The sequence below is a fragment of the Elusimicrobium sp. An273 genome (assembly GCF_002159705.1).
Lineage (GTDB): Bacteria > Elusimicrobiota > Elusimicrobia > Elusimicrobiales > Elusimicrobiaceae > Avelusimicrobium > Avelusimicrobium gallicola.
This window is the reverse complement of the sequence record NZ_NFJD01000004.1, coordinates 50,266-71,557: the sequence shown is the minus strand read 5'-3', so window position 1 is coordinate 71,557 and position 21,292 is coordinate 50,266. Positions and strand designations below refer to the sequence as shown.

Below are 21,292 nucleotides of genomic sequence, written 5' to 3'. Positions count from 1 at the left end.
GTTTCTTCGCGTAATGTGACGTTACGCGCTTATTTACATTTTACCAATTTAAGAGGGGGAAAAACAGCCGCCCCGGGGGGAAACCCGGGGCGGGCAAAACACAGAACAGCGGGCCGTCAGGCGCCTAACTTATCGGCTATTTTAAGGGCCGCAAACACCGCCTGCGGCGTAACGGCAAAAGGCATATTGTGCATGGTTTCGCCTTCGGCGCAGCTGGCGGCGGCCACTTGTTGAAGTTCGTCGTCGGACACGTTTTCCAGCCCCAAGGCCGCCAAATTGGTGGGCAGGCCGACCCGGCGGCAGAACGAAAGCACTTCGTTAAATTCCACTTGCGGGGCGTTTTCCAAGGCCAGCTGCACCAACAGGCCAAAAGCCACTTTCTCGCCGTGCATAAACGGATGCGTCTGCGGCAGGACGGTCAGCCCGTTGTGAATGGCGTGCGCCGCCGCCAGGCCGCCGCTTTCAAAGCCTACGCCGCTCATATAAGTATTGGTTTCCACAATATCGTCCAACGCGGCGGAAACGGTTTTGGCTTCTGCCGCCAGTTTGGCGCGCAGGCCGTTTTTAAACAGGCTGTCGCGGCAGGCGCGGGCAATGGCGAGCGCCGAGAGCGAAGATTTGCCGCCGGCGGTTGTTTTCTTGCCCGAAGCAAAGCAGGCGCGGGCCTCGTAATAAGTAGCCAGCGCGTCGCCCATTCCGGCTACCAACATCCGCACCGGAGCTTGGGCGATGACGGACGTGTCCACCAGCACTACATCCGGGTTGTTGCGCAAAATGAGGTAACTTTCAAACGCGCCTTCTTCGGTATAGATGACGGAGAGGGCGCTGCACGGTGCGTCCGTGGAGGCCAGGGACGGTGCAATAATAACCGGCAGTTTGGCATAAAAAGCCGCGGCTTTGGCGGTGTCTAACGCTTTGCCTCCGCCAATGCCGATGACCACGCCGCAGTTTTTTTCGTGAATTTCGTTTACGATGCGTTTAATTTCCGTCATGGAACACTCGCCCGCAAACGCATGGGCCGTCAGCGGCAAGTGTCGGGCCTGAAAGCTTTTTTCAATCGGTTCCCAATTATGCTTTAGCACGTGCGGCCCCGCCACGGCATAGGCGCCGGTTGCGCCGAGCCCGGCGGCAAACTCCGCCAGCCGCTGCCACGCCCCCGGCCCTTGTACGTATTTCATCGGTGAAAAAATAATTCGTTCCATATTGCCCCCTGTTTGTTTTTTCCTATTTTGATCAATTTGGCTCCATTAAGCAAGCCTAAGAAAAGGTTATATGCAAAACGGCCGCCGGTTGCCGGCGGCCGAAGAAAACGTCAGTTGGCTTTGCGCGGGAGCGGATCTAAGCGGCATTCATCAAAAAAGTCCATTTTCGGATCGTACACCCGGCTGTCCACTTCCATCAGAGACAAAATGGAGTGGGACAGATTATCATGCGAAAACTGGCCCGTTTGCGCTTTCTTTTTTAAGCATTCGTAATCCAAATGGTCGGATTTCTTCATGACCTCGCTCATCCACAGCACCATGGGCACGGAAGTCTGCTCTTTGGGGGCAATGGCATAAGGAATACCGTGCAGATAAACGCCGTTTTCCCCCAGGGATTCCCCATGGTCGGACACGTATAGCAGCCCGCTTTCGTAGGCGGGGAATTTCTTTAAGATGTCAATGACGGAAGAAACAATATAGTCCGTATACAAGATGGTGTTGTCGTAAGTGTTTACGATTTGTTCCTGGGTGCAGGTTTGAATTTCTTCCGTGTCGCAGGTGGGGGTGAATTTTTTGAATTGTTCCGGGTAGCGGCGGAAGTAGGTCGGCCCGTGGCTGCCAATGGTGTGAAGCACGATGAACAAATTATTGCCTTGGAAGTTGGCTAAATAATCTTCCAGCCCTTCCAACAGGATTTCGTCGTGGCAGTAGGTACCGTCGCAGAAACGTTTGTCTTTTACGTCCATTTCCACGTTGGGTACCCGCTGGCAGACGCCTTTGCAGCCGTTGTCGTTTTCCTTCCACAAAATTTCATATCCGGTTTGCTGCAACAGATCAAGCAAATTCTCGGTATATTTGGCATCGGTGGGGCTAAAGCGGCTGCGCGGCGTGAACGAAAATATGGCCGGGACGGAAAACGCCGTAGCGGTGCCGGCCGACTGTACGTGGCGGAAATTGACGATATCCTGCTTTTTAAGCAGGGGGGTGGTTTCGCGGACGTATCCGTTTAAAGAAAAGTTCTGCGCGCGGGCGGTTTCCCCTAAAATCAAGATAAATACCGTTTTTTCTTCGTCGGGATAAGGCACGTGTTCCGCTGCTTCATCCAGTTTGGTAAAGGGGCGTTTGTTTTGGTGTTCAATTTGAAAATAGCGGAAAGTGGCATAAATGTAATTTAACGGAATGACCAGACGGCGCACTTGGTTGTTGTTGCGCCCGAATGAAGCGTATTGCTTGTATACAAACGGCGTAAACAGAATTAAACACAAAAGCACCAAGCCGCAGCGTTTTAAACGGGTAAGCAGTTCTTTCCAAAAAGGGGAAAACGTAATTTTTGTTTTCCACAACAGAACGGACGGAATCACCCCCAGCACAAAAAACCATAACAGCGAGCGCAGGGTGATCAGGTCTTTTACTTCGCCGGGGTTGGTTTCAAAAGTGTTGCGCACCATATCGGCGTCTATAAATACGCCGAACTGGTACGACAGATAATTTACGCCGGCCGAAATAAGCAGAATCAGGATAAGAAGCGGTTTGCCTACATAAGGAAGCGTAAGCAAACTAAACGTCAGATACAGCAGCGTAAAAATAAGCAGCGGAATAGACGCCATAAACAAATATCCCGTCAGGCCGGCCGGTTCGGCGTGGACAAAAATAAAACGCCAGAAACTGATGTTTAGAAGCAGTAAAAAGTAGAAAGAAAGCAATGTAATCAGATGGCCGGAAGAAATAGAAAAGCGTTTATGCAGGAAGGCGGCTATTTTGCGCATAAGAGAAGAGTCTCCTGTTTAAATATCTAATATTCTACCAATATCTTTTTCCCTTGCCTAGCCAGCCTAAAATTTCCGTGGGCAAGTGCTTCCGATTATGCCATAATATACATATGCAAGAAAAAGAAATCATCCAAACGGAAGAAGTGATAGAGCCCGAAATTTTGGATGAAAACGGACGGCCCATTTCTCCGGAACCGGCTAAAGACTCCGCCCGCCCCAAAGGGGACACTGGCGGCCTTTTAGGCGGCGTATTTGTGCTGGCGTTTGGGTTTATCGTTACGCTTTTTGTGGCGATTTTCAGTATTTGTATTTTGCTTCCGCTGATGTTGCTGGGGAGATTGTTCGGCATGCAGGTGCGAACGTTTCGGCGGTAACAAAAAGCCTTTATAAAAAAAGCCCCTTGGCGGGGCTTTTTTGTTATAAGTAGAGGATTTTAAATCCCAGCATCAGTTCCCAATCGTAGGAGTATTTGTTGCCGGCCAAATGCCACCCGCCGCGTACGTACATAGACGAGCCCACATTGACCATCGTTCCCAGTTCAAATTCCCCGATCAGTTCTGCTTCGCCGGGATTTTGGTAATCCACGGTGTAGCGCGGGTCAAATTCAAACCACCAACCGTCCGGCCCGATAAGGCCGAAAATCATCCGGTAGCGGCTTTCGTTGATGTCGTCTCGTCTGCTGCTGCCTGCGAACGAAAAAATGTGGCGGTATTCCGCCTCTATAAAGAAAGAGGAATTTAATTTCCACACCGTAAAAATTTCCGGTTCGGCCACCCATTTGCCGTCTCCCAGGCTGCGGTCGGTGGCGGTGGGGGTAGTCAGTTCCATCGCCAATCCGTACGAAAACACTTTACTTGGCGTATAGTCCACATAACTGCCGGATACCATAATATCGCCTAAGCCCTTGGCGGCGGCAGTATCGTTTCCTACGCGGGCAATCGGAATTTCGGCGCCGAATTTCCAGTGCCGGTTTAATTTAAAAGACGGCTTGATTTCAATGGTAGAAGAAATATCGTTTGCCGAATCGTGTTTGGCTTTAAAACGCGGTTTAATTTCCAGCGAAGTGATATTTTCCGTAGGCAGCAGGTCGACCACCTGTAAATTTTCCTGCAGCTGGGCGCAGGACGGAAGCACACAAAAAAGTGCGCAAAGAGTAAAAAAATGTTTGCGCATAAAATACCTCAAATAAGCGTTAAAAAAGCCCCTTTGCGGGGCTTTTGAAATGGCGGAGAGGGAGAGATTCGAACTCTCGATACGGTTTCCCGTATGCAGTCTTTCCAGGACTGTGCCTTAAACCGCTCGGCCACCTCTCCAAAAGGATGTTGCGGACTAAGTACCTATTTATTATAGCAAATTAATGTTTAGCTTGCGCATTTCCCGACGGAGAACTTGCGCTTTGGCAATCCGCCAACAGGCTTTTGAGCCGTTCCACCGTTGCCGTTTGGCCGGACAAAATTACTTTTCCGTCCACCCGCAGCGCCGGGGTTTGCAGTACGCCGGCTTGGGCAATCCGGTCAAAATCTTCCACTTTTTCCAACTCGGCAGGCAATCCCAGTTCCTGCAGCGCCGCTTGGGTGTTGTTAAATAAAATATGGCATTTGCTGCAGCCCATGCCCAGTATTTGAATTTTCATACAGCCTCCTATAATATCCAGTTTAAAATATATCCTACACAGATAAAAGATACAATCAGATACAACGTAAACAAAGCGATCATTTTTACGGAAAGTACTTTTTTAAGCATCATCATTTCCGGCAGTGAAATGGCGGTGATACTCATTAAAATAACCAGGGCCGTTCCCAGCGGAACGCCTTTTAACAACAAAGCCTGTATGACGGGAATAACACTTACGTGATTGGCATACATAGGCGCCCCGATGACCGACGCGAGCGGCACGGCCCAGGGGTTGTCTGCCCCCAGATATTTGCTTAAAAAGGCTACCGGCACATATCCGTGAATCAGCGCTCCCACCAAGAGCCCCGCCAGCACGTAAAGCCAGATGCTTTTTAAAGTATCCCATGCAAAAGAGTGCGCATAAGCCGTCAGTTCCCTTAACTGCTGGGATTTCGTTTTAGGGGAGCTGCACGAACAAGCCGGTTGCACGGTCTGCGGGGCCTGATACGTGCACAAACGTTCCAAGTGCAGCCGGTCTGCCAGCCAGCCGCCCAAAACGGCAATCAACGAGCCGCACAGCACGTATACCGCGGCTACGCCCACCCCGGCCCCTTTCATGCTAATCAACATAAAAGTGGCAATTTCACTGACCAGCGGAGAGCTGATAAGAAAAGCCATGGTGATGCCGAGCGGAATGCCCGCGGTGATAAATCCGATAAACAGCGGAATGGACGAACACGAGCAAAAAGGCGTAACAATGCCCAAAAAGACCGCTAAAAAGTAACCATACCATCGGTTTTTGCCGGACAGATATTCCCGCACTTTTTGCGGCGAGAGCTGGGAACGAAAGAGCGAAATAATAAAAATTAAAACGTAAATAAGAACAAAAATTTTGGTAATGTCCTCTATAAAAAAGTGTATCGCGCTGCCCAAGTGAGTATCGGGCGAGAGGCCCATCCAAGCTGTCAAGGCGTCGGCTATTTTTGTAAAAATTGAAAACATATATTTTTCTCCTATTATCTATATATTTAAATATATAGATGCATATGCCAAAAAAATTATTTTTTGCAGGCCGCACAGGCCTTTTTAGGGACGGGGGCGGACAGCTGCTTTAAGCAATGCAGCAGTTTTTGCAGGCCGCTTGCCTGAAGGGAATAATGCATCCATTTGCCTTCTTTTCGGGCCGATACGATGCCGCCGTCGCATAAAATTTTCATATGGTGCGACAGGGTGGACTGGCCGATGTGAAGTAATTCCAATAATTGGCACGCGCACATTTCGCCGCGGCGGGCCAGCAATTGGACGATTTGTACCCGGTTTTCATCGCTTAACGTTTTAAACAGCCGGGCGGTTTGTTGAAGTTCCGTCATAACAGATTAAATTATAATAAATATATTGATATTTATCAATATGTTTAGCATTAAAATCCCCGGCTTTCGCCGGGGATTTTTGTTAAAACATATTGGCGAGCATCAACAATAACAATCCTAAAAACACACAGCAAAGCAAAAATTTGGAAAGTCCCAAATGTTTCTTAAGCCAATTGTTAAACGTGGCCGATTCCTTGCCGCACAGCGTCAGCACAAACACCAACACAAGCGGCAGAACGAACATCAGGTTGTACACAATCAGGTATTCGGCCGCTTTCCAGGACTGGCTGCCCGCTTCTTTTAAAATCACCACGCAAGTAGGCAGATAAACCTGCCCCGTGCACACGGCTTCCACCGCCGACACTACAAACCCCACGGCAAACGCCGCCAAGAGCAGCCGCCACATGGAGCTGTGTTTATCCTTTAAAAAGAAACGCATGACCTTGTGGATGTATTCTTTATAGCTTTTGGGCAGCTGCAAAAGCATTTTTTCGGATTTTTTGGTGCGCTGGTAAATAATGAAATCATACAGACTCAGCGCCAAAAACAGCACACACAGTACGATGGTACCCCACTGTACGGCCAGTGTTACGTAGCGAAAGCCCTTCATCGCGTACAAAAAGTGAAACGCGCCCAGCCCCATCAGCAAATACGCCAGGAAAACCGACGTACAATATGCCGTTCCCACGACGATAATTTCTTTTTTGGTGTATTTATAAGCCGCCAGAAACGATACAAAAAACACAATAACGGCAAACGCACAGGGGTTGATGCCGTCGGCCAGTCCGGCGCCGATAATGGCCCAAAGCGTAATTTGGCTAAACAATGCTTCGTGGGCCTGCAGTTGGGAGTTCTCTTGCGCGGCCGCCGCGGGGGTCGGTGCGGGTTCTGCTAAAGCTGCGGGTGCTTGCACGGGCGCGGGCTGCGGAGCCGTTTGTACGGGGGCGGGTTCAGCCGGGTCCGGTTCGGTTGTGGCGGGGGCGGCTGGTTGGGCCTTCTTTACAGGAGCGGTTTCTGCTTTCGGTTCCGGCAGGCCGGGCACGCGCGTTTTTTCGCGGTTGGAATGCGCTTTTTGGACGGCTTCGTCTGCCTGTGAACCGATTTGGGTGGGGTACCCCTGCAGTACCGTTTCGCCGATGACCAGCATAGGAATGCCAGCCGAGTCCAGCCCGTAGGCTTGCAAGGTTTGGAAGAACAAAACGTTATTGGCTTGTTCGGTTAAATCATATTCAAACAGTTCCGCTTTTCCCTTATATTTTTCTCTAAATTGCTGGGGAAACCCGTCCTCTTTTAAATGCCGGCAGTGCGGGCAATAGGGCGAGGTAAACAGCACGGCTTGCACCGGGGCCGCCCAAGCGGATGCGCCCGTTCCCCAAAAGAGGGCGGCTGTAAGTAACAAGAATTTGAACATACGTCTTAACATAATCGGTTGAACTCCTAACATTGATTTTGGCAGAAAGCCAGGTCTTTGGTTTGTTTTGCAGCATCATCGTTCCACAGGCTCCACGGATCCTGCGGATCAAAATCGGAAGGCGGCGTTTTGCAGTTTTTGCGGGTTACGCGGGTAACGGGGTGTTCGTCGCAAATCGTCATGGTTTTGGTACAGGAGCATTTTTCTCCATGGCATTCCAACTCGGTGGAAACCAGCACGCGCCCGTCCGCTTTTTTGCATTGGGCGCGCTGCCAAAAGGCGGTTGACTGCGGGTAATCCTTGTCCTGCAGGGAATCGCTCCAGTACATTCCGGCAATGCCGCCCAGCATTAATAACAAGCCCGTGCAAATGCCCCAAGCCAACGGCTTAAGGGAACGGCGCGGCGCACTTTGGTGCAGTACGCGCGCCCAGACGCGTTGCTGGGCTTGTCGGGCCGGATCAAAATCCAAGGCGGATACTTTTTCCAAAAATTCTTTTTCTGTGCTCATAGCGGCTCCATATAGCGGCGTATTTTTTGTACGGCGCGGTACAGCATAGTCCCCACATTGCTTTCGCTTAAGCGGGTTACGGCGGCAATTTCGCGGTTGGTCAGGCCGGAGTAAAACTTAAGCGAGAGTAAATCCCTTTCTTTTTCGGAAAGGGTGGCCATGGCCGCAAGCAGCTGCCTTTGCAGGGAATCTTGCTCCAGTTGCTCCAGGGGGGATTTTTCTTTGCCCGGCAGCAGGTCATCGGGCGTTTGGGCGAGCGAAAAGAAATGTTTCACCCAAAACAGCCTGCGGTACATATTGGTTTCATTGCGGGCAATGGTAAAAATCCATTGGGAAAACGTCCCCTTGGCTTCGTCATAAGAAGCAAGGTGCTCGTAGCACTTTTTCCAAGTGCCGGCGCAAATATCTTCTGCGGCGGCCGGGTCGTTTATGCGGGTAACGACATAGGCATAAACGGGCTTAAAGTATTGGTTATATAATGCTTCAAATGAGGTCATGCTACTTATATTATGCTGCTGCGGAAAAAGTATCACACTTTTATTATTGTAGCTTTTATGGAAAGGTATGTGCTCCCCGGTTTTCAAACCGGGGAGCGGAGAACTAAGGTAAGGCGTTTAGCCAGGAAGTGATTTTATTGTCTACGGCGTCGTTATACTGCGGGCCCAAGTTATTAAAAGACTCCCCTTTTAGAAGTTGAGCGTTTTTGGCGCGGGCGGCGAAGTCTTCAAAAAAAGTGCCGTAATTGCTGCCTTGGGTGGAAAAGGGAACCACTTTTTTGTTTTTAAAATCCATTTCCCGCAAAAATTGAAGTACCGGCGTGGCGGCCGTGTACCACCAAATAGGAGAGCCGACAAACACCACGTCGTACTGCGAGACGTCGGGCAAGGGGGGTTGAAGGGGCGGGTAGCGCCCGGTGGAGAGTTGGCGTTTGAGGATAAGATACATCCACGGAGCCGAAGAAAGCGGCTCCTGCAGTTCAATGCGGTACAAATCGGCCCCGGTGCGCTGTTGAATCCGCTGGGCAATATCCTGCGTATGGCCCGAGCGGGAATAATAAATGACCAACGCCTTGCCCAACTGGGCGGTATAGGCGATTTTTTCTCCCTGAAAAGGAGCCATTTCCTTTTTGTTTCGTTGGGCCACGCGCATCAAGTGCACGGCGCCGATACCGCCGCCGATTACGGCCGCGGCCAGCACCAGCAGTAAAATGGTTTTAAGCATGAGGGTTCCCTCCTGAAATTTTTTTGTTGGATGAAGCTTTGCTTACCAGCCAGTAGGTTACGCCCGCCGCCAGAAACAAAATGGCCAGGTGCGCCGATAAGAAAGAAATAAAAGACCGCCCCCGAGGCATATGGGTAAATGCAAGGCCCAGCTGGGTGGGTACTTTCCAGTAGAAAACGGCAAATAGACCGTACGCCGCCGCCAAGCCGGCCGCTGTGCCCAAGGCCCAGCGGGAAAATCGGCGTTGGGCGCGCTGGAGAAGCGGCTTAAAAACGCCGCCGTTTAACCCTAGGTGCACGGCCGATAATAAAAAGCCCCAATACGCAAATACGGGGTGCAGGCGCCTGGCCGTCCAGGAGCCGCCTAAATGCAAAACGGAAAATACATCCCGCGACAGAAAAATGCCCGTTACGCACAAGCCAATCATGGCGGCCAACAAAAGCAGGTTGACGGTTGTTAACACCCAACGAAAGGGCGTGTATTTGCCTTTCCATAAGGCTGCGTACCACCCGGCGTTAAGCACGTTATGCAAGATAAAAACTACAAATAAAGCCGTTCCCAACCATTCGTGCGGCAGTTTGCCGGTAAACGGGTAGCCCAGCGCCAGCAAAAAGAGAACGGACATCACAAAATCCACACTGAATTTAAAGCGCGTTTTTGCAGTCATATCCGTTCTCCTTTTTTATTTATTATAGCGTTTATTGTGCCAGCTTATCCAACCAATTTTGCAGTGCTTCCGGCGACGCGCCCGAAGAACGGCCGGGGAAAGAGGCCGCTTTTAGAAAGCGGGCCTGCGGCAGTTGGGCTTTCATATCGCTTTCGCAGCGCTGCATTCCGCCGCCGCCGTGCGTAAAGAACGGCACCAGCGTTTTGGCGCTGAAATCATATTGCGACAGGAATGTTTTTACTGCCGGGGCATAGGTGCCCCACCAGTTGGGCGAGCCGATAAACACCACGTCGTAGGTTTCCATTTGCGGCACTTTGTTTTTCAGCTCCGGCATAAACCCGGCGTTGATTTCCCGCTTGGCCTGGGCGGTTAGGTCGTTGTACGCGGCGGGATAGGGCTGCACGGTTTCAATGGCAAACAAGTCGCCTTGCGCGGCCTGCGCAATTTGGCGCGCCACGGCCTGCGTGTTGCCGGAATGCGAATAGTACGCCACCAGCACTTTTTTGCCGGCAAAAGGATTTTGCACCGCGCCGGCGGAAGAAGTTCCCGTGTCCGGCGTGTCTGCCCGGCAGGCGGCGGCCGACAGCACGATCAGACCAGAATAAAATAATCGCGTCATTTTTTTCATAGAGTTTCCTTATTTGTATTGTTCGTCCGTTACCGCGTCCAGCCATTCGGTTTGACCGTTTTGGTGGGCGTTTGTTTCCAGCGAAATATGCACAAACCAGCTCTCCGGCGCCGCGCCGTGCCAATGCGTTACGCCGGGGGCAATGCGCACGATATCGCCTTTGTGCAGGATTTGGATTTCTTTCCCTTTTTCCTGGTAGCGGCCTTCGCCGTTAAGCACCAGCAAAATCTGTCCGCCGTCGTGTTTGTGCCAATGGGTGCGTGCGCCGGGTTCAAAGGTTACGTTGCCGATGGGCGCATTAAACACATCGTCTTTGGGGCTTAACATATTTAAATAGGTTTGCCCCGTAAAAAATTTACCGTACGGGTTGGGTTCTCCTTGGTTAAAAATCGTATCAATGGGTGCTTTTTTCATGACTTGAGTCTCCTGTTTTTTAGGTTTGGGCGACATGCCCGCCGTACACAGCAAGGCCGCCGCCGCACAGAGCAAAAGTGCTTTTTTGGAACACATAATTTTCTCCTAAGGTTATTTTTGAGCCGAGAGTACGGCTTCTAAAGCGTGCAATCCGCTGACGGCCGTTTTGCGCCCGACGGCTTTTTTAATCACCGCCATAATGCCTTCTATTTGCGGGGCGCTTACGCCCACGTTCATAGCCATGGAAATATGGGCTTGCAGCTGCGGGGCTACATTGCCCAGCGCCGCCAGCGCCGATACGGTGGCGATTTCCCGCTCCGGGTACGTCAGCACGCCGCGCTCAAAAATATCGGCAAACAAATGTTCTTTTAAAAAGGTATCCGTTCCTTGAATAAATACCGGCGGGTGGCTGGGCAGCTTGGAAGCGGTTAATACTTCCAGATTTCTTTTGCCCAGTTCGTATTTATCCGTTCCGGCGGGAATGGGCTGGGGGAAAAGGCCGGTAACGTCCTCCTTCCCGGCGGCGCGGCGCTGTTTGACCACGCTTTCCAGCACCCCGGCCGCATTTAAACAGCGGGGGAAACCGGTGTAGGCATACAGCTGAAGCACGATTTCTTTCAGTTCGTTTACCGTAAGGCCGCTGTCTAATGCTTGGTAAAAAGCGGCGGGCAGTTTTTCCAAATTACCTACGGCGCTAAGCGCCGCGGTTTGGGCAATGGCCTGCTGTTTGGGGGACAGATTTTTCTGGGCTTGTTTCCAGTCGTAGGCTTGCAGGCCGGACGTCCCCACCAGCCCGGCGGCCAACAGCCCTGTAATGCGTTTTTGTGTTAAATTCATAAACCCTCCTGAAATTAGTATACAGGCTGGAGCTTGCTCCAGGTCAAGACCTATTTTTTATGGCAGGCGGGAACACAAAAAATACCCCGGCCTTTTGCGGGCCGGGGTATGCGGCAGAACCAAAGTTATTTGGTGTACGGGTTGGGTTCTCCTTGGTTAAAAATCGTATCAATGGGTGCTTTTTTCATGACTTGCGTCTCCTGTTTTTTAGGTTTGGGCGACATGCCCGCCGTAAATAGCAAGGCCGCTGCCGCACCCTGGCGGGCGTGCATTTAAAGAAGGAAATTTCCGTCAAAGATATTTTGTGCGACGCGCGCGTGAAACACTTTTTTGAATACGTCCGCGGCAACCGCCGCTTAAATTAAAACTGAAAAGCACATTAAAATTTTTTATAATAACTATTATTCAATAAAGGAGTTTTTACCACAAATAAGCCTTCAACGTGGCTTATATACAATTTAAATCTGTTTTTGGAACCGTATGAAGAATACGGTGCGCTGTTGGGAAACCAACGGCACAGCTCTAATCCAAAAGCAGTCGTTTTTAGGCACAGCATATTTAAACTGATCCCTTAAATATGCCGTGCCGAGTGCTTTCTGCCATATAATATGGCAGAAAGCCACGGCTGTTTATATTTGGGTTATTAGAGCTGGCTCAAATTTAACAGCCGTTTTTTACTGCCTTGTACCGCCTTCCTCGTCGCTGCTGCTTATTCTTTTCTCGTGCTGGCCTGTTATTTTTGAGATTGAAATAATAACGAGGTCAGCTCTATGAAAAAAAATCTGCTTTGGGCAGTTTCTTTCGTTTTCCTGTTTGCCATTTTACAACTTGTTTTACAGCCGGTTTTTCAACCCTGGCTAATGGTTTCTTGGTGTTTTTCGCTTTGTGTGTACGGCACATTCTCCCTATTTATATCCTCGCTATTTCTTTGCAAATATGGCCGCGGCTGGGCGGTGCTATGCTCACTGGCGGCCGCTTTGCCACTGCTTAATTTCTTTTATTACCAAAATTACGGCGCCTTTATTCCTTCCCAGCTGCTTACCGCTTTGATGCGCGAGCCGCTTTTTTTGCTTGCTACGCTCAAAATGCAGCTGTTGCCCTATGCAGGCTGGATTATTCTGGCCGGAAGCGGCCTTGCCTTCTTTTCCTGCTGGTGCCTTCACCCGTTATTTAAAGGAGAAAAACAACAGCCTTTTGCTTTATTAAAAAAATGGTTTATCTGGCTGCCCGCCCTGACAATATGGCTCATACAAATGAAGTGGTGTTTCAAATACGACCTGCACCAGGTATTCCCCCGCAGTTTGTATATAGTGGGCCTATTTGGAACAGTGTCTTTCCTCGCATTTATAGTCAAGAGTAAACAACGCTCCCTTAAAATCCTTTTCATAAGCGGATTTAGCTTGAGTGCGTTTTTTTTCGCTTTGCTAGGAGGGCCGCTCAAAAATCAAGTTCCGCGCTTAGCGTTTGATGCTCAGTTTATGGTAGAAATTTTTGACAGTCTGTTCAGCCCGGAACGGGATAAAAGCCTTAAACAGTCCGAAACTGCCTCTGACAAGTACCAGGCCTTCCAGGCCCCGGATATCCCATTTAATGTGCTGGTCATTGTTAACGATGCCCAGCGGGCACGCAATATGGGCATATATGGATACGATCGTTACCCGGACAATCCGTTAAAATCTTTTTATCAAAAATCATTCGTCTTCCAGGCACTTTCACCGGCTAATTATACCGATACGGCCATCCCAGCCCTATTCACCGGTCAAGGCCCCCAGCGGCACCCTTCCGCCATCAAAGACGCCCTTACATTATGGGACTATTTCCCACAAAAATTTTTTACGTTTTATATCTTAACGGCCGGGAAAAAATGGGCCCGATTAGATGAGTTCTTTAATTCGTTTAATATGCAATACCTCTGGAGTGCTGCCGATGATGCTGGGCAAAAAGACGCACTGGACTACATCCAAGATGAAATTGCTCTCCAGCAGGTGGGACAAGTGATTAAACAGCATCCGCATTTCGTAGGTGTTTTTCATGCCAACAGTATGCATTTCCCTTATTTTCAACAAGAAGGCTTTACCCCGTTTCAACCGTGCGAAACGGAGCGCACGCATTGGCCGCAAGCATCTGTTAACTGCTACGACAATGCCATTTATTATTTATCCCACCTGGAAGCAAATTTGTTAAACGAAATAGACCTCCAGCGGACGATTGTCGTCCTCACTTCCGATCACGGCGAAGGATTTTATGAACACGGAGCTTATTTCCATAACCAAGATTTGCACGAAGAATCAGTCAGAGTACCTTTTATTTGGTATATTCCGCCGGCGCTGCAACAGCAAATTCCGGCTACCAACTGGAACCATTTTGTGCAAAACCAAAAGCGTTATGTCAGCACTTCTGATTTAATTCCTACCATTTTACATTTGGCCTCTTTGCTTACCGGCCAGCCGCCTGCCTTTGAGCGGGAAGATTTCACCGGGCGCAGCCTGTTCGAAGATCAAACCAACCGTATAGTTATTACCTCTGGCTGTTTTGTGGACTACCGTTGTTTTTCCCGCGATGTAGCCTTTGCAGACGAACATTATTTTGTATTGCTCCGCCCCAATGCGCTGGACCCGGTGGAAATATATCCCGCCTTTGACTTTAACCAGCTCCACCCGCTGCAGGTCGAAGAAGTGGATCCGGAAAAACTCGCCAACATTTTTTCCAACGCACCGCATCTTCATCCGCTGGGTGGAATGCTTCAAAGCCTTTTAGATGTAGAAAAATTAAAGCGATAAGGAGGCAGTATTAATGAAAAAGTATCTATTGTTGTTCAGTCTTATTTTGTTGCATACGCTATCGTTTGCCTACCAATCAGGCGATAAAACATTAGGCATATCCTTGAACACGGCCATTCCGTGCTTGGGAAGCGACTGGGGCGAATTTAATGTCGTCAATGTTACTACCGGCATAGAACACGACGCTAAACTGGGAGACCCAAGCCTCGGATTCAATATCCACGGTTTCTATTTCTTATCCCGGCGAATTGCCTTGGGGCTTTCTTTCGGATATGATTATTTTCCGACGGACCGGGCCAGCGGGCTGGAACTAAACGTAAATACCAAGAGCTTACACTATATGTTGCTCTCCCGGATTTACCTCAATCCTCAAAATTCCCTGCAGTTTTACCTACCGTTAGGCCTTGGCATAGCCAACACGCGCACGAGTATAGAAATGGGAAAAACGGAACACTTCCAAAATACCAATTGGGCCGCTTCCATAGGGTTAGGAATGGAATATATGGTTTCGACGCATATAGGATTGAATGTGGAAGCCCGGTATAATTACAACCGGTTTAAAACAAGCAAATTTACCGCACAGCAAGAATATGTAAAACTTTTCCCTCAAGCCAGTTATATTTCTTACTCAGCCGGTTTGTTTTACAAGTTTTAACACAAAAACCCCGGTCTTTCGGACCGGGGTTTTTGTGGGTTCTAGCCCAAAGTTATTTGTTATACGGTTTGAGCGATTCGGTGTAGATGGTGCGAACCGCTTCTTTGGTGGCTTCGGTCGGAGCGATGCCCAACAAACCGCCCAAAGAAGGCGTGTTGAAAGCCAAGTCCACCAGCTTGTCTACGTCAGAGGATTTGAAGCCTTCGTCTTCCAGCTTATGCGTAGAGCCGACGGAGAACAGCCATTTTTCCACCCCTTGAGCCGCTTTTTCGGCTTCGCAGGCGCAGCCGGTTAAACCGGGCACAATCGGGGCCAGCACATCGGCCAGCGTAGCCGGTTTAGCGGGATAGATGTTCTTGATGACGGCCGGCAGCAACATGGCCAAACCCAAGCCGTGGGTCAAGTGCGGGTTCACACCGGAAAGCGGGTGTTCCAGCGCGTGCGTGTAGTGCAGCATGCCGTTGTCGAAGCTGATGCCGGCAATCAAGGCCGCATAGGCCAAGAAATAGCGGGCTTCGAGGTTGGTCGGATCTTTAAGCGCCACGGGCAGGTATTCGTTCACCAGTTTCACGACCGCGACCGCCAGGTCAATGGCGTAGGGCGAAGTTACTTTGGTGGTGGAAGCTTCTACCACGTGGTTGACCGCGTCGATAGACACGTAGCGGGTCTGGTTTTCGGCCAGGCCGGTCATCAGGGCCGGGTCGTCAATGGAGTAGAGCGGATAGATGCAATCGTACGCGATGGCGGGTTTGAAGTTCTTTTCTTCAATGCTGACCACCGCAAAGCGGTTGGCTTCGGAACCAGTGCCGTGCGTGAGGTTGATGGCGATAATCGGCGCGGCTTCGGTAGGCGTAAATTTGAATTCATACAATTCTTCCGCCGTGTGGCCGGGGTTCTTCATCAAAATGGCCACGCTCTTGCCGGCGTCAATGGCGGAACCGCCGCCGATGGCGAGCATCGCCTGCGCACCGAAATCGGCCGCCATTTTGGCCGCTTCGTTGACGTGGTGCGTGTTCGGGTTCGGGGTTACTTTGTCGTAGTGAACATACGTAATGCCGTTTTCGGCAAACGCTTTGGTGACATGATCCCACGCGCCGGTTTTCTTATAAGCGCCGTGGCCCGTTACCACTACCAGTTTGGTAATTCCTTTGGCTTTTAAGTCTTTGCAAATGTCCGAGATTTTATTGATGGCGCCTACGCCGAAATATACCAGCGTGCGGCTACGAATCTCGCGCACTTCATTAATATCAATATCTTTTTCCCACATACATTCCCCTCCTTAATATGGTACTTCTTCTCCTTTACTATACCATATTGGAAAGGGTTGGGAAATGGGCATTTTATGCAAAACGCGCGGAAGGGTTTTTATTCGGGGGCGAAGAAAAAATATCAATAAAATTTAAGCCGCTTGGAGAAGCGGCTTAAAGTTCACAAATTGCAAACCAAGGGGTCATTTTTCCAATTGGCACTGGAGAAACGACAGAAAATAATAATCGGCGGTTTCTTTCAAAGCGGGTTGGTCTTTGGCGGCGTGCGGCTCGGAAATGGCGGCCGTGGCAAAGCCTGCGCTGCGGGCCGTTTGCAGGGCGTAGAGCGCATCTTCCACCACCAGCGTCCGCTCCAAGGGCGTGCCCAGTTTTTGGCGGGCCAGCTGGTAGACGGCCGGATTTCGCTTGCCGGCGCCGGCTTCGTCGCAGGTAAGGATGAAATCAAAGTAGGGCAAAAGGCCCGTACGTTTGAGGGCGGCTTCCGTCAGTTCCCGGTCGGAAGCGGTGGCCACGCAAAGTTTGATGCCTTGCGCATGCAGGCGCTGAAGCAGCGATAAGACGCCGGGCTTGGGCTGAATGTCCTCATAGTAATGGCGGCGGATCGGCTCCAGCGTCAGACGTAAAATTTCTTCGGGCGGCTGGGGCAAATGAAAACGTTTTTTTAGCAGGCGCGCCCCGTCTAACAGCGACATTTTGGCCAGTTCTTCATCCAATCCGGGCGGGGGCACAATGCCTTGCGTGCGTAAAAAATTGGAGCCGGAATGTTCCCAAGCGGAAAGGGAATCTAACAGGGTGCCGTCCAAATCAAAAATCACGGCGTCTATTTGCTGTTTGCCGGGGAAAGCATGACGGGGGGAAACCCTCCGGGGAAACTGCGCCAGCACTTTTCGCTCAAGCAGCCGCGGGTTTACGGCCGTGGCGGGGTTCAGCCCAATCCAATGGCGGGGGGACAGAATACCGTGAAAACCGGATAACAGCGGGCGGTCGGCCGCAACGCGCAAAGTTTCTTGCTGCAAGGCGCGGGTTAAAGGAAGGATTTGTTTCTGTGCGTGTAAGACAGAAGGCGCGGTGGCGTATACTAAAACCGCAGCAACCGGCAGGAACAGACGGCGTAAAGAATTCATATATATATTGTACCTGTTTCGGCGGCGGGTGTTCAAGAAAACGCCCCAAATAGGAGGCAAAACAATAGACGTAAATTTGAAAATCCACGTCTCAAAGAGATATAATATTACTGATGAAACAGACTAAAAAAACCTGGAAGGGAACCTCCACAAAAAGGCGCAATACGGCCTTTTTTTATTTGTATTTTTGGGCATGCTGACGGCTTTCGGGCCGTTTGTAACGGACATGTACCTGCCCAGCCTTCCGACGATGACCTCGTTCTTTGACACCAGTACCTCGATGGTACAGCTGGGACTTACGGCCTCCATGCTGGGGCTGGCCGCGGGCCAGATTTTATTCGGCCCGCTGAGCGATAAATACGGCCGGCGCTCGCCGCTGATCGTATCGATGCTGCTGTTTTTGTTTTCCACGCTGGCGTGTATTTTTGCCCCTAATATAGAGGTATTTATTGCCTTGCGTTTTGTGCAAGGTGCGGCGGGTGCGGGCGGAATTGTGATTTCCCGCTCCATCGCGACCGACAAGTTTAAAGGCGCCAATTTGGCAAAAGCCTTGGCCGTCATCGGCGCGATCAACGGGATTGCTCCCGTTTCGGCGCCGGTCATTGGCGGGGCCGTCCTGAAAGTGACCAATTGGCAGGGCATTTTTGCCGTGCTGTTTGCGGTGGGCCTTGCGCTGACGGCGGGTTGCTTTCATTTTAATGAATCCTTGTCCCACAGCAAACGCTCCAAGGAAAAACTTTCCCATACGTTTGTACTGTTTAAAATCGTCCTGCAAAAACGCACCTATATGCTGTATGTGCTGCAGCAGGCTTTTGCGCTGGCTATTTTGTTTGCCTATATTGCGTCCTCTCCGTTTATTATTCAGGAGCATTACGGCTTCAGCCCGTTTGCCTTTAGCTTGTTCTTTGCGCTTAACGCGCTGGCACTGATGGGCGGGGCGGGGCTTTCTGCCAAGTTTAAACGGCAGGAAAACTCCGTAATTACCAGCTGCGTAGGCATGATGACGTGCAGCCTGCTGTTGTTCGTATCGTTGGTTTCGGGCGCGTCTATCGTGCTTTTTGAAGGTTTGCTGTTTGTATTGTTGTTTATGCTGGGGCTTACGCTTACTTCCGCCACGACCTTGGCTATGGAAAACGCCCGGGAGCAAGCCGGTACGGCCTCTGCGCTGTTGGGTGCGGCCAGCTTTTTGTTTGGCAGCATTGTATCGCCGCTGGTGGGCATGGGAGACATCCTGGTGTCTACGGGCATTACGTTTGTTATTTGTGCGGCGGCTTCCTGCCTGTGCGGCTGGGCCGCAATTCACGGGCATACGCCGCATACGGCGGTAATCAATAACGGCGTTTGCTAAGAAATCCCTGAGGAAATTTACAAGGAGCTTTGAAAAAAGCTCCTTTTTTTATGCCCAAAGGCTTGACTTGGAGTTGGCTCCAGGTATTACAATATAAGAAAGACTTACGGAGGCAACGGAATGACGATATCCGAAGTGAGCAAAAAATACGGCCTTTCCGTAGATACGCTTCGCTACTACGAAAAAGCCGGTTTGATTCCGCCGGTTAACCGCAAAGAAAACGGCATCCGCGATTATACGGAAACGGACTGCGGGTGGGTGGAATTTGTTAAATGCATGCGCGAGGCGGGGCTTCCCATTGAGGTGCTGACGCAGTATATTGCCCTGTATGCCAAGGGGAACCGCACCTTGCAACAGCGCAAAAACCTGCTGGTAACGGAGCGCGACCGTTTAAAAGAACGCATTGAACAAATGCAGCAAACGCTGAAGCGGCTGAATTATAAAATTTCCGTTTACGAACAGCGCATTGTGGCGTGTGAGAAAAAATTGTTGAAGTGAGGTAAGAGGATGGCAAAAAAAGTACTGATTATTTCCGCCAGCCCCCGCCGGGGCGGCAATTCGGACTTGTTGTGCGACCAGTTTTTAAAAGGGGCGTCGGAGGCCGGGCACCAAGTCGAAAAAATTTCCTTGCGCGAGCATAAAATCAATTATTGCACCGGCTGCGGCGTGTGCAACAATACCCACCGCTGTGTGCAGCAGGACGATATGGCCGCCCTGCTGGACAAAATGGTGCAGGCGGATGTGATTGTCCTGGCGACGCCGGTTTATTTTTATTCCATGGACGGCCAGTTAAAAACGTTTATCGACCGCACCGTCCCGCGCTATACGGAAATTACCGATAAGGATTTTTACTTTATCCTGACCTCGGCCGACACGAACAAGAAAAACCTGGCCCGCACGGTGGAAGCCCTGCGTGGATTTACGGAAGATTGCTTGGACAATGCCCGCGAGAAAGGTATTATCTACGGTACGGGCGCTTGGCAAAAAGGCGAAATCAAAGAAACGCCCGCATTTGAAGAAGCCTATCAGGCGGGCAAACATTGCTAGCGTTTATTCGTTCTATAAAAAGCGCGTTCTTGGGAACGCGCTTTTTTTGTGTAAAACGGGCGGAATGACACGGGAAAAAGGTTAGCGGCGAAGCGTGTGCGGGCCGCGGACATAGTCCATAAATTGTTTCACGCGGCCGTCGCACAGGACGTCTTGTACGGAAATTTCTTTTTTTAAATGCACCCCGTTTAACGTGCGGCAGCGGCTAAGCGCCACATAGGTTTGCCCGGGGGCAAAGGCGCCGCGGCCGATGTCCAGGTAAATGCTGTCAAAGGTAAGGCCTTGGGATTTGTGAATGGTAATGGCCCACGCCAGTTTTAACGGGTATTGTTTAAAAAATCCCTTCACTTTGGGCTGCAGTTTTTGCAGCAGCGGATTAAATTCGTATCGCACGTCTTCCCATACGTGGGGTTCCACTTGGTAAATGCAGCCTTTGAGTTCCACCTGAATAAAATCCGGCCCCAAATCATACACCGTGCCGATATCGCCGTTTACCCAATTATCGTCGTTTACCAGCATCATAATTTTGGCCCCCTTTTTGAGGTGCAGCACGGGATCCGCCGGCGGGGTTTTGGTCTGAAACGACTCGTCCGCCGTGGCCGTGTAGGTAAATTCTTCGCCGGGCAGCTGGGCCAGGTAATGCACGTTGCGCCAAGCCGCTTCGCGGTTGGTGGGGGCCAGAATGATGCTGTTTTCAAATTTTTCCGGCAAGTCAAATGTTTTACGGGTGTTGAGCAGGCTGTCTAGCTGCGGCTGGGTTACCTGTCCTTCCCGGATGAGGTTTAACAAGCGGGCAAAGTCCGGGTCGGCCTTTTGGCGGAAGATGCGCCGCAGTTCAAATACTTCCGTGGGCAGGCGGCGCAGCACATGCGCTTCAAAAAAATAGGGGCTGGGATACAGCTGGCGGAAATAGTCAAACAAACCGCCGGAAGCTTGCTCCTCCACCGGGGGCAGCTGGAACAGGTCGCCAAATAGCACAATCTTTTTGCCGCCGAAGGGTTCTTCGCTGTGGGTGGAAAGCTGCAAAATGTAATCAATGGCGTCCAACAAATCGGCCCGGAGCATGGAAGCTTCGTCTATAATCAGCGTGTCTATGGCGTCCACCGTTTTGCGCGGCAGGCGTTTTAAATTGCTTTTATCAAGCAGATTGCCCGGTTTTAAACGAAAGAAAGAATGAACGGTTTGCCCGTGCACGTTAATGGCCGCCAGCCCGGTGGTGGCCAATACAACGGTATTTTGGGCGGTATGTTCGGCAAAATAGCGCAGGAGCGTGGTCTTGCCCGTTCCGGCCCGGCCCGTAATAAAGATAAGTGGTTTTACGGACGGTTTGGCTTCCAAAAGGGCAAGGGCGTCTTTAAATTCGTCTGTCAGAATAATGTCAGGTTTTCCAGCGGGCATACTTTTATTATAGCAATTCAGCGCTTGGCC

Annotated in this window: 24 protein-coding genes and 1 tRNA gene; 6 read left to right on the top strand and 19 right to left on the bottom strand. The window is 50.6% G+C overall.

All coding sequences use genetic code 11. The features are described from left to right. Positions 1-116 precede the first annotated feature (116 nt). Together B5F75_RS05985 and B5F75_RS05980 are read right to left on the bottom strand one after the other, a co-directional pair. Positions 117-1,202 carry a glycerol dehydrogenase gene (locus B5F75_RS05985; protein WP_087288970.1) on the bottom strand — a complete coding sequence of 362 codons (1,086 nt, stop codon included), beginning with the start codon at positions 1,200-1,202 and terminating at the stop codon, positions 117-119. Between the two features lie 110 nt (positions 1,203-1,312). After that, complete coding sequence (locus B5F75_RS05980; RefSeq protein ID WP_087288968.1) at positions 1,313-2,968, bottom strand: phosphoethanolamine transferase; 1,656 nt, start codon at positions 2,966-2,968, stop codon at positions 1,313-1,315. 113 nt (positions 2,969-3,081) lie between these two features. Here B5F75_RS05980 and B5F75_RS05975 point away from each other — a divergent pair, with 113 nt between their 5' ends. Continuing rightward, positions 3,082-3,345, top strand: coding sequence for a hypothetical protein (locus B5F75_RS05975; RefSeq protein ID WP_087288966.1), 264 nt, complete (start codon positions 3,082-3,084; stop codon positions 3,343-3,345). A 43-nt stretch (positions 3,346-3,388) separates the two neighbouring features. Here the strand turns inward: B5F75_RS05975 and B5F75_RS05970 are convergent, their stop codons facing one another. The 14 genes from B5F75_RS05970 to B5F75_RS07395 form a co-directional block, all read right to left on the bottom strand. Further along, positions 3,389-4,105 (bottom strand): hypothetical protein, encoded by a 717-nt coding sequence (locus B5F75_RS05970; RefSeq protein ID WP_143351268.1) that lies wholly within the window; start codon positions 4,103-4,105, stop codon positions 3,389-3,391. Positions 4,106-4,194: 89 nt separating this feature from the next. Beyond that, positions 4,195-4,284, bottom strand: a tRNA-Ser gene (locus B5F75_RS05965). Between the two features lie 41 nt (positions 4,285-4,325). Next, positions 4,326-4,604 (bottom strand): MTH895/ArsE family thioredoxin-like protein, encoded by a 279-nt coding sequence (locus B5F75_RS05960; protein ID WP_087288962.1) that lies wholly within the window; start codon positions 4,602-4,604, stop codon positions 4,326-4,328. 8 nt (positions 4,605-4,612) lie between these two features. After that, the gene (locus B5F75_RS05955; RefSeq protein ID WP_087288960.1) at positions 4,613-5,587 is read right to left on the bottom strand and encodes a permease; all 975 of its coding nucleotides are present in this window, start codon (positions 5,585-5,587) and stop codon (positions 4,613-4,615) included. 56 nt (positions 5,588-5,643) lie between these two features. Next, a complete protein-coding gene (locus B5F75_RS05950; RefSeq protein ID WP_087288958.1) occupies positions 5,644-5,955 on the bottom strand; it encodes an ArsR/SmtB family transcription factor in 312 nt (103 codons plus the stop codon). Between the two features lie 82 nt (positions 5,956-6,037). Further along, positions 6,038-7,378, bottom strand: coding sequence for a cytochrome c biogenesis protein (locus B5F75_RS05945; protein WP_143351267.1), 1,341 nt, complete (start codon positions 7,376-7,378; stop codon positions 6,038-6,040). Positions 7,379-7,392: 14 nt separating this feature from the next. Further along, the gene (locus B5F75_RS05940; RefSeq protein ID WP_087288954.1) at positions 7,393-7,875 is read right to left on the bottom strand and encodes a hypothetical protein; all 483 of its coding nucleotides are present in this window, start codon (positions 7,873-7,875) and stop codon (positions 7,393-7,395) included. Then, a complete protein-coding gene (locus B5F75_RS05935) occupies positions 7,872-8,372 on the bottom strand; it encodes an RNA polymerase sigma factor (RefSeq protein ID WP_087288952.1) in 501 nt (166 codons plus the stop codon). Before B5F75_RS05935 ends, B5F75_RS05940 begins: the two co-directional genes overlap by 4 nt. 103 nt (positions 8,373-8,475) lie before the next feature. Then, the gene (locus tag B5F75_RS05930) at positions 8,476-9,096 is read right to left on the bottom strand and encodes a flavodoxin (protein WP_087288950.1); all 621 of its coding nucleotides are present in this window, start codon (positions 9,094-9,096) and stop codon (positions 8,476-8,478) included. Next, positions 9,089-9,763 (bottom strand): DUF4405 domain-containing protein, encoded by a 675-nt coding sequence (locus tag B5F75_RS05925; protein ID WP_087288948.1) that lies wholly within the window; start codon positions 9,761-9,763, stop codon positions 9,089-9,091. Before B5F75_RS05925 ends, B5F75_RS05930 begins: the two co-directional genes overlap by 8 nt. A 31-nt stretch (positions 9,764-9,794) precedes the next feature. Further along, a complete protein-coding gene (locus B5F75_RS05920; RefSeq protein WP_204201213.1) occupies positions 9,795-10,391 on the bottom strand; it encodes a flavodoxin in 597 nt (198 codons plus the stop codon). 9 nt (positions 10,392-10,400) lie between these two features. Next, positions 10,401-10,805, bottom strand: coding sequence for a cupin domain-containing protein (locus tag B5F75_RS05915; RefSeq protein WP_087289355.1), 405 nt, complete (start codon positions 10,803-10,805; stop codon positions 10,401-10,403). A 111-nt stretch (positions 10,806-10,916) separates the two neighbouring features. Beyond that, a complete protein-coding gene (locus B5F75_RS05910) occupies positions 10,917-11,642 on the bottom strand; it encodes a carboxymuconolactone decarboxylase family protein (RefSeq protein WP_087288946.1) in 726 nt (241 codons plus the stop codon). Between the two features lie 125 nt (positions 11,643-11,767). Then, entirely contained in the window at positions 11,768-11,914 is a 147-nt protein-coding gene (locus B5F75_RS07395; RefSeq protein ID WP_158093795.1) for a hypothetical protein, read from the bottom strand. 498 nt (positions 11,915-12,412) lie between these two features. Between B5F75_RS07395 and B5F75_RS05905 the strand changes: the two genes are divergently transcribed. After that, the gene (locus tag B5F75_RS05905) at positions 12,413-14,422 is read left to right on the top strand and encodes a sulfatase-like hydrolase/transferase (protein ID WP_087288944.1); all 2,010 of its coding nucleotides are present in this window, start codon (positions 12,413-12,415) and stop codon (positions 14,420-14,422) included. A 13-nt stretch (positions 14,423-14,435) separates the two neighbouring features. Next, positions 14,436-15,077 carry an outer membrane protein gene (locus tag B5F75_RS05900; protein WP_087288942.1) on the top strand — a complete coding sequence of 214 codons (642 nt, stop codon included), beginning with the start codon at positions 14,436-14,438 and terminating at the stop codon, positions 15,075-15,077. A gap of 52 nt (positions 15,078-15,129) precedes the next feature. Here B5F75_RS05900 and B5F75_RS05895 read toward each other — a convergent pair whose 3' ends face one another. After that, positions 15,130-16,344: an iron-containing alcohol dehydrogenase gene (locus B5F75_RS05895; RefSeq protein ID WP_087288940.1), complete on the bottom strand. Its 1,215-nt coding sequence runs from the start codon at positions 16,342-16,344 to the stop codon at positions 15,130-15,132. A 183-nt stretch (positions 16,345-16,527) separates the two neighbouring features. Then, the gene (locus B5F75_RS05890; RefSeq protein ID WP_087288938.1) at positions 16,528-17,469 is read right to left on the bottom strand and encodes an HAD family hydrolase; all 942 of its coding nucleotides are present in this window, start codon (positions 17,467-17,469) and stop codon (positions 16,528-16,530) included. Between the two features lie 133 nt (positions 17,470-17,602). Here B5F75_RS05890 and B5F75_RS05885 point away from each other — a divergent pair, with 133 nt between their 5' ends. From B5F75_RS05885 to B5F75_RS05875, 3 genes are all read left to right on the top strand, one after another. After that, positions 17,603-18,817 (top strand): multidrug effflux MFS transporter, encoded by a 1,215-nt coding sequence (locus tag B5F75_RS05885; protein ID WP_425130003.1) that lies wholly within the window; start codon positions 17,603-17,605, stop codon positions 18,815-18,817. Positions 18,818-18,937: 120 nt separating this feature from the next. Continuing rightward, entirely contained in the window at positions 18,938-19,315 is a 378-nt protein-coding gene (locus B5F75_RS05880; protein ID WP_087288936.1) for a MerR family transcriptional regulator, read from the top strand. Between the two features lie 9 nt (positions 19,316-19,324). Further along, the gene (locus B5F75_RS05875) at positions 19,325-19,864 is read left to right on the top strand and encodes a flavodoxin family protein (RefSeq protein ID WP_087288934.1); all 540 of its coding nucleotides are present in this window, start codon (positions 19,325-19,327) and stop codon (positions 19,862-19,864) included. An 81-nt stretch (positions 19,865-19,945) separates the two neighbouring features. Here B5F75_RS05875 and B5F75_RS05870 read toward each other — a convergent pair whose 3' ends face one another. Then, the gene (locus B5F75_RS05870) at positions 19,946-21,262 is read right to left on the bottom strand and encodes an ATP-dependent DNA helicase (protein ID WP_158093794.1); all 1,317 of its coding nucleotides are present in this window, start codon (positions 21,260-21,262) and stop codon (positions 19,946-19,948) included. Between the last annotated feature and the right edge of the window lie 30 nt (positions 21,263-21,292).

What these genes read in the sequence shown, in the direction of transcription:
- B5F75_RS05985 (WP_087288970.1), bottom strand. Translation starts at nt 1,202, where the DNA reads ATGGAACGAATTATTTTTTCACCGATGAAATACGTACAAGGGCCGGGG.
- B5F75_RS05980 (WP_087288968.1), bottom strand. Translation starts at nt 2,968, where the DNA reads ATGCGCAAAATAGCCGCCTTCCTGCATAAACGCTTTTCTATTTCTTCC.
- B5F75_RS05975 (WP_087288966.1), top strand. Translation starts at nt 3,082, where the DNA reads ATGCAAGAAAAAGAAATCATCCAAACGGAAGAAGTGATAGAGCCCGAA.
- B5F75_RS05960 (WP_087288962.1), bottom strand. Translation starts at nt 4,604, where the DNA reads ATGAAAATTCAAATACTGGGCATGGGCTGCAGCAAATGCCATATTTTA.
- B5F75_RS05955 (WP_087288960.1), bottom strand. Translation starts at nt 5,587, where the DNA reads ATGTTTTCAATTTTTACAAAAATAGCCGACGCCTTGACAGCTTGGATG.
- B5F75_RS05950 (WP_087288958.1), bottom strand. Translation starts at nt 5,955, where the DNA reads ATGACGGAACTTCAACAAACCGCCCGGCTGTTTAAAACGTTAAGCGAT.
- B5F75_RS05945 (WP_143351267.1), bottom strand. Translation starts at nt 7,378, where the DNA reads ATGTTAAGACGTATGTTCAAATTCTTGTTACTTACAGCCGCCCTCTTT.
- B5F75_RS05940 (WP_087288954.1), bottom strand. Translation starts at nt 7,875, where the DNA reads ATGAGCACAGAAAAAGAATTTTTGGAAAAAGTATCCGCCTTGGATTTT.
- B5F75_RS05935 (WP_087288952.1), bottom strand. Translation starts at nt 8,372, where the DNA reads ATGACCTCATTTGAAGCATTATATAACCAATACTTTAAGCCCGTTTAT.
- B5F75_RS05930 (WP_087288950.1), bottom strand. Translation starts at nt 9,096, where the DNA reads ATGCTTAAAACCATTTTACTGCTGGTGCTGGCCGCGGCCGTAATCGGC.
- B5F75_RS05925 (WP_087288948.1), bottom strand. Translation starts at nt 9,763, where the DNA reads ATGACTGCAAAAACGCGCTTTAAATTCAGTGTGGATTTTGTGATGTCC.
- B5F75_RS05920 (WP_204201213.1), bottom strand. Translation starts at nt 10,391, where the DNA reads ATGAAAAAAATGACGCGATTATTTTATTCTGGTCTGATCGTGCTGTCG.
- B5F75_RS05915 (WP_087289355.1), bottom strand. Translation starts at nt 10,805, where the DNA reads ATGAAAAAAGCACCCATTGATACGATTTTTAACCAAGGAGAACCCAAC.
- B5F75_RS05910 (WP_087288946.1), bottom strand. Translation starts at nt 11,642, where the DNA reads ATGAATTTAACACAAAAACGCATTACAGGGCTGTTGGCCGCCGGGCTG.
- B5F75_RS07395 (WP_158093795.1), bottom strand. Translation starts at nt 11,914, where the DNA reads ATGCACGCCCGCCAGGGTGCGGCAGCGGCCTTGCTATTTACGGCGGGC.
- B5F75_RS05905 (WP_087288944.1), top strand. Translation starts at nt 12,413, where the DNA reads ATGAAAAAAAATCTGCTTTGGGCAGTTTCTTTCGTTTTCCTGTTTGCC.
- B5F75_RS05900 (WP_087288942.1), top strand. Translation starts at nt 14,436, where the DNA reads ATGAAAAAGTATCTATTGTTGTTCAGTCTTATTTTGTTGCATACGCTA.
- B5F75_RS05895 (WP_087288940.1), bottom strand. Translation starts at nt 16,344, where the DNA reads ATGTGGGAAAAAGATATTGATATTAATGAAGTGCGCGAGATTCGTAGC.
- B5F75_RS05890 (WP_087288938.1), bottom strand. Translation starts at nt 17,469, where the DNA reads ATGAATTCTTTACGCCGTCTGTTCCTGCCGGTTGCTGCGGTTTTAGTA.
- B5F75_RS05880 (WP_087288936.1), top strand. Translation starts at nt 18,938, where the DNA reads ATGACGATATCCGAAGTGAGCAAAAAATACGGCCTTTCCGTAGATACG.
- B5F75_RS05875 (WP_087288934.1), top strand. Translation starts at nt 19,325, where the DNA reads ATGGCAAAAAAAGTACTGATTATTTCCGCCAGCCCCCGCCGGGGCGGC.
- B5F75_RS05870 (WP_158093794.1), bottom strand. Translation starts at nt 21,262, where the DNA reads ATGCCCGCTGGAAAACCTGACATTATTCTGACAGACGAATTTAAAGAC.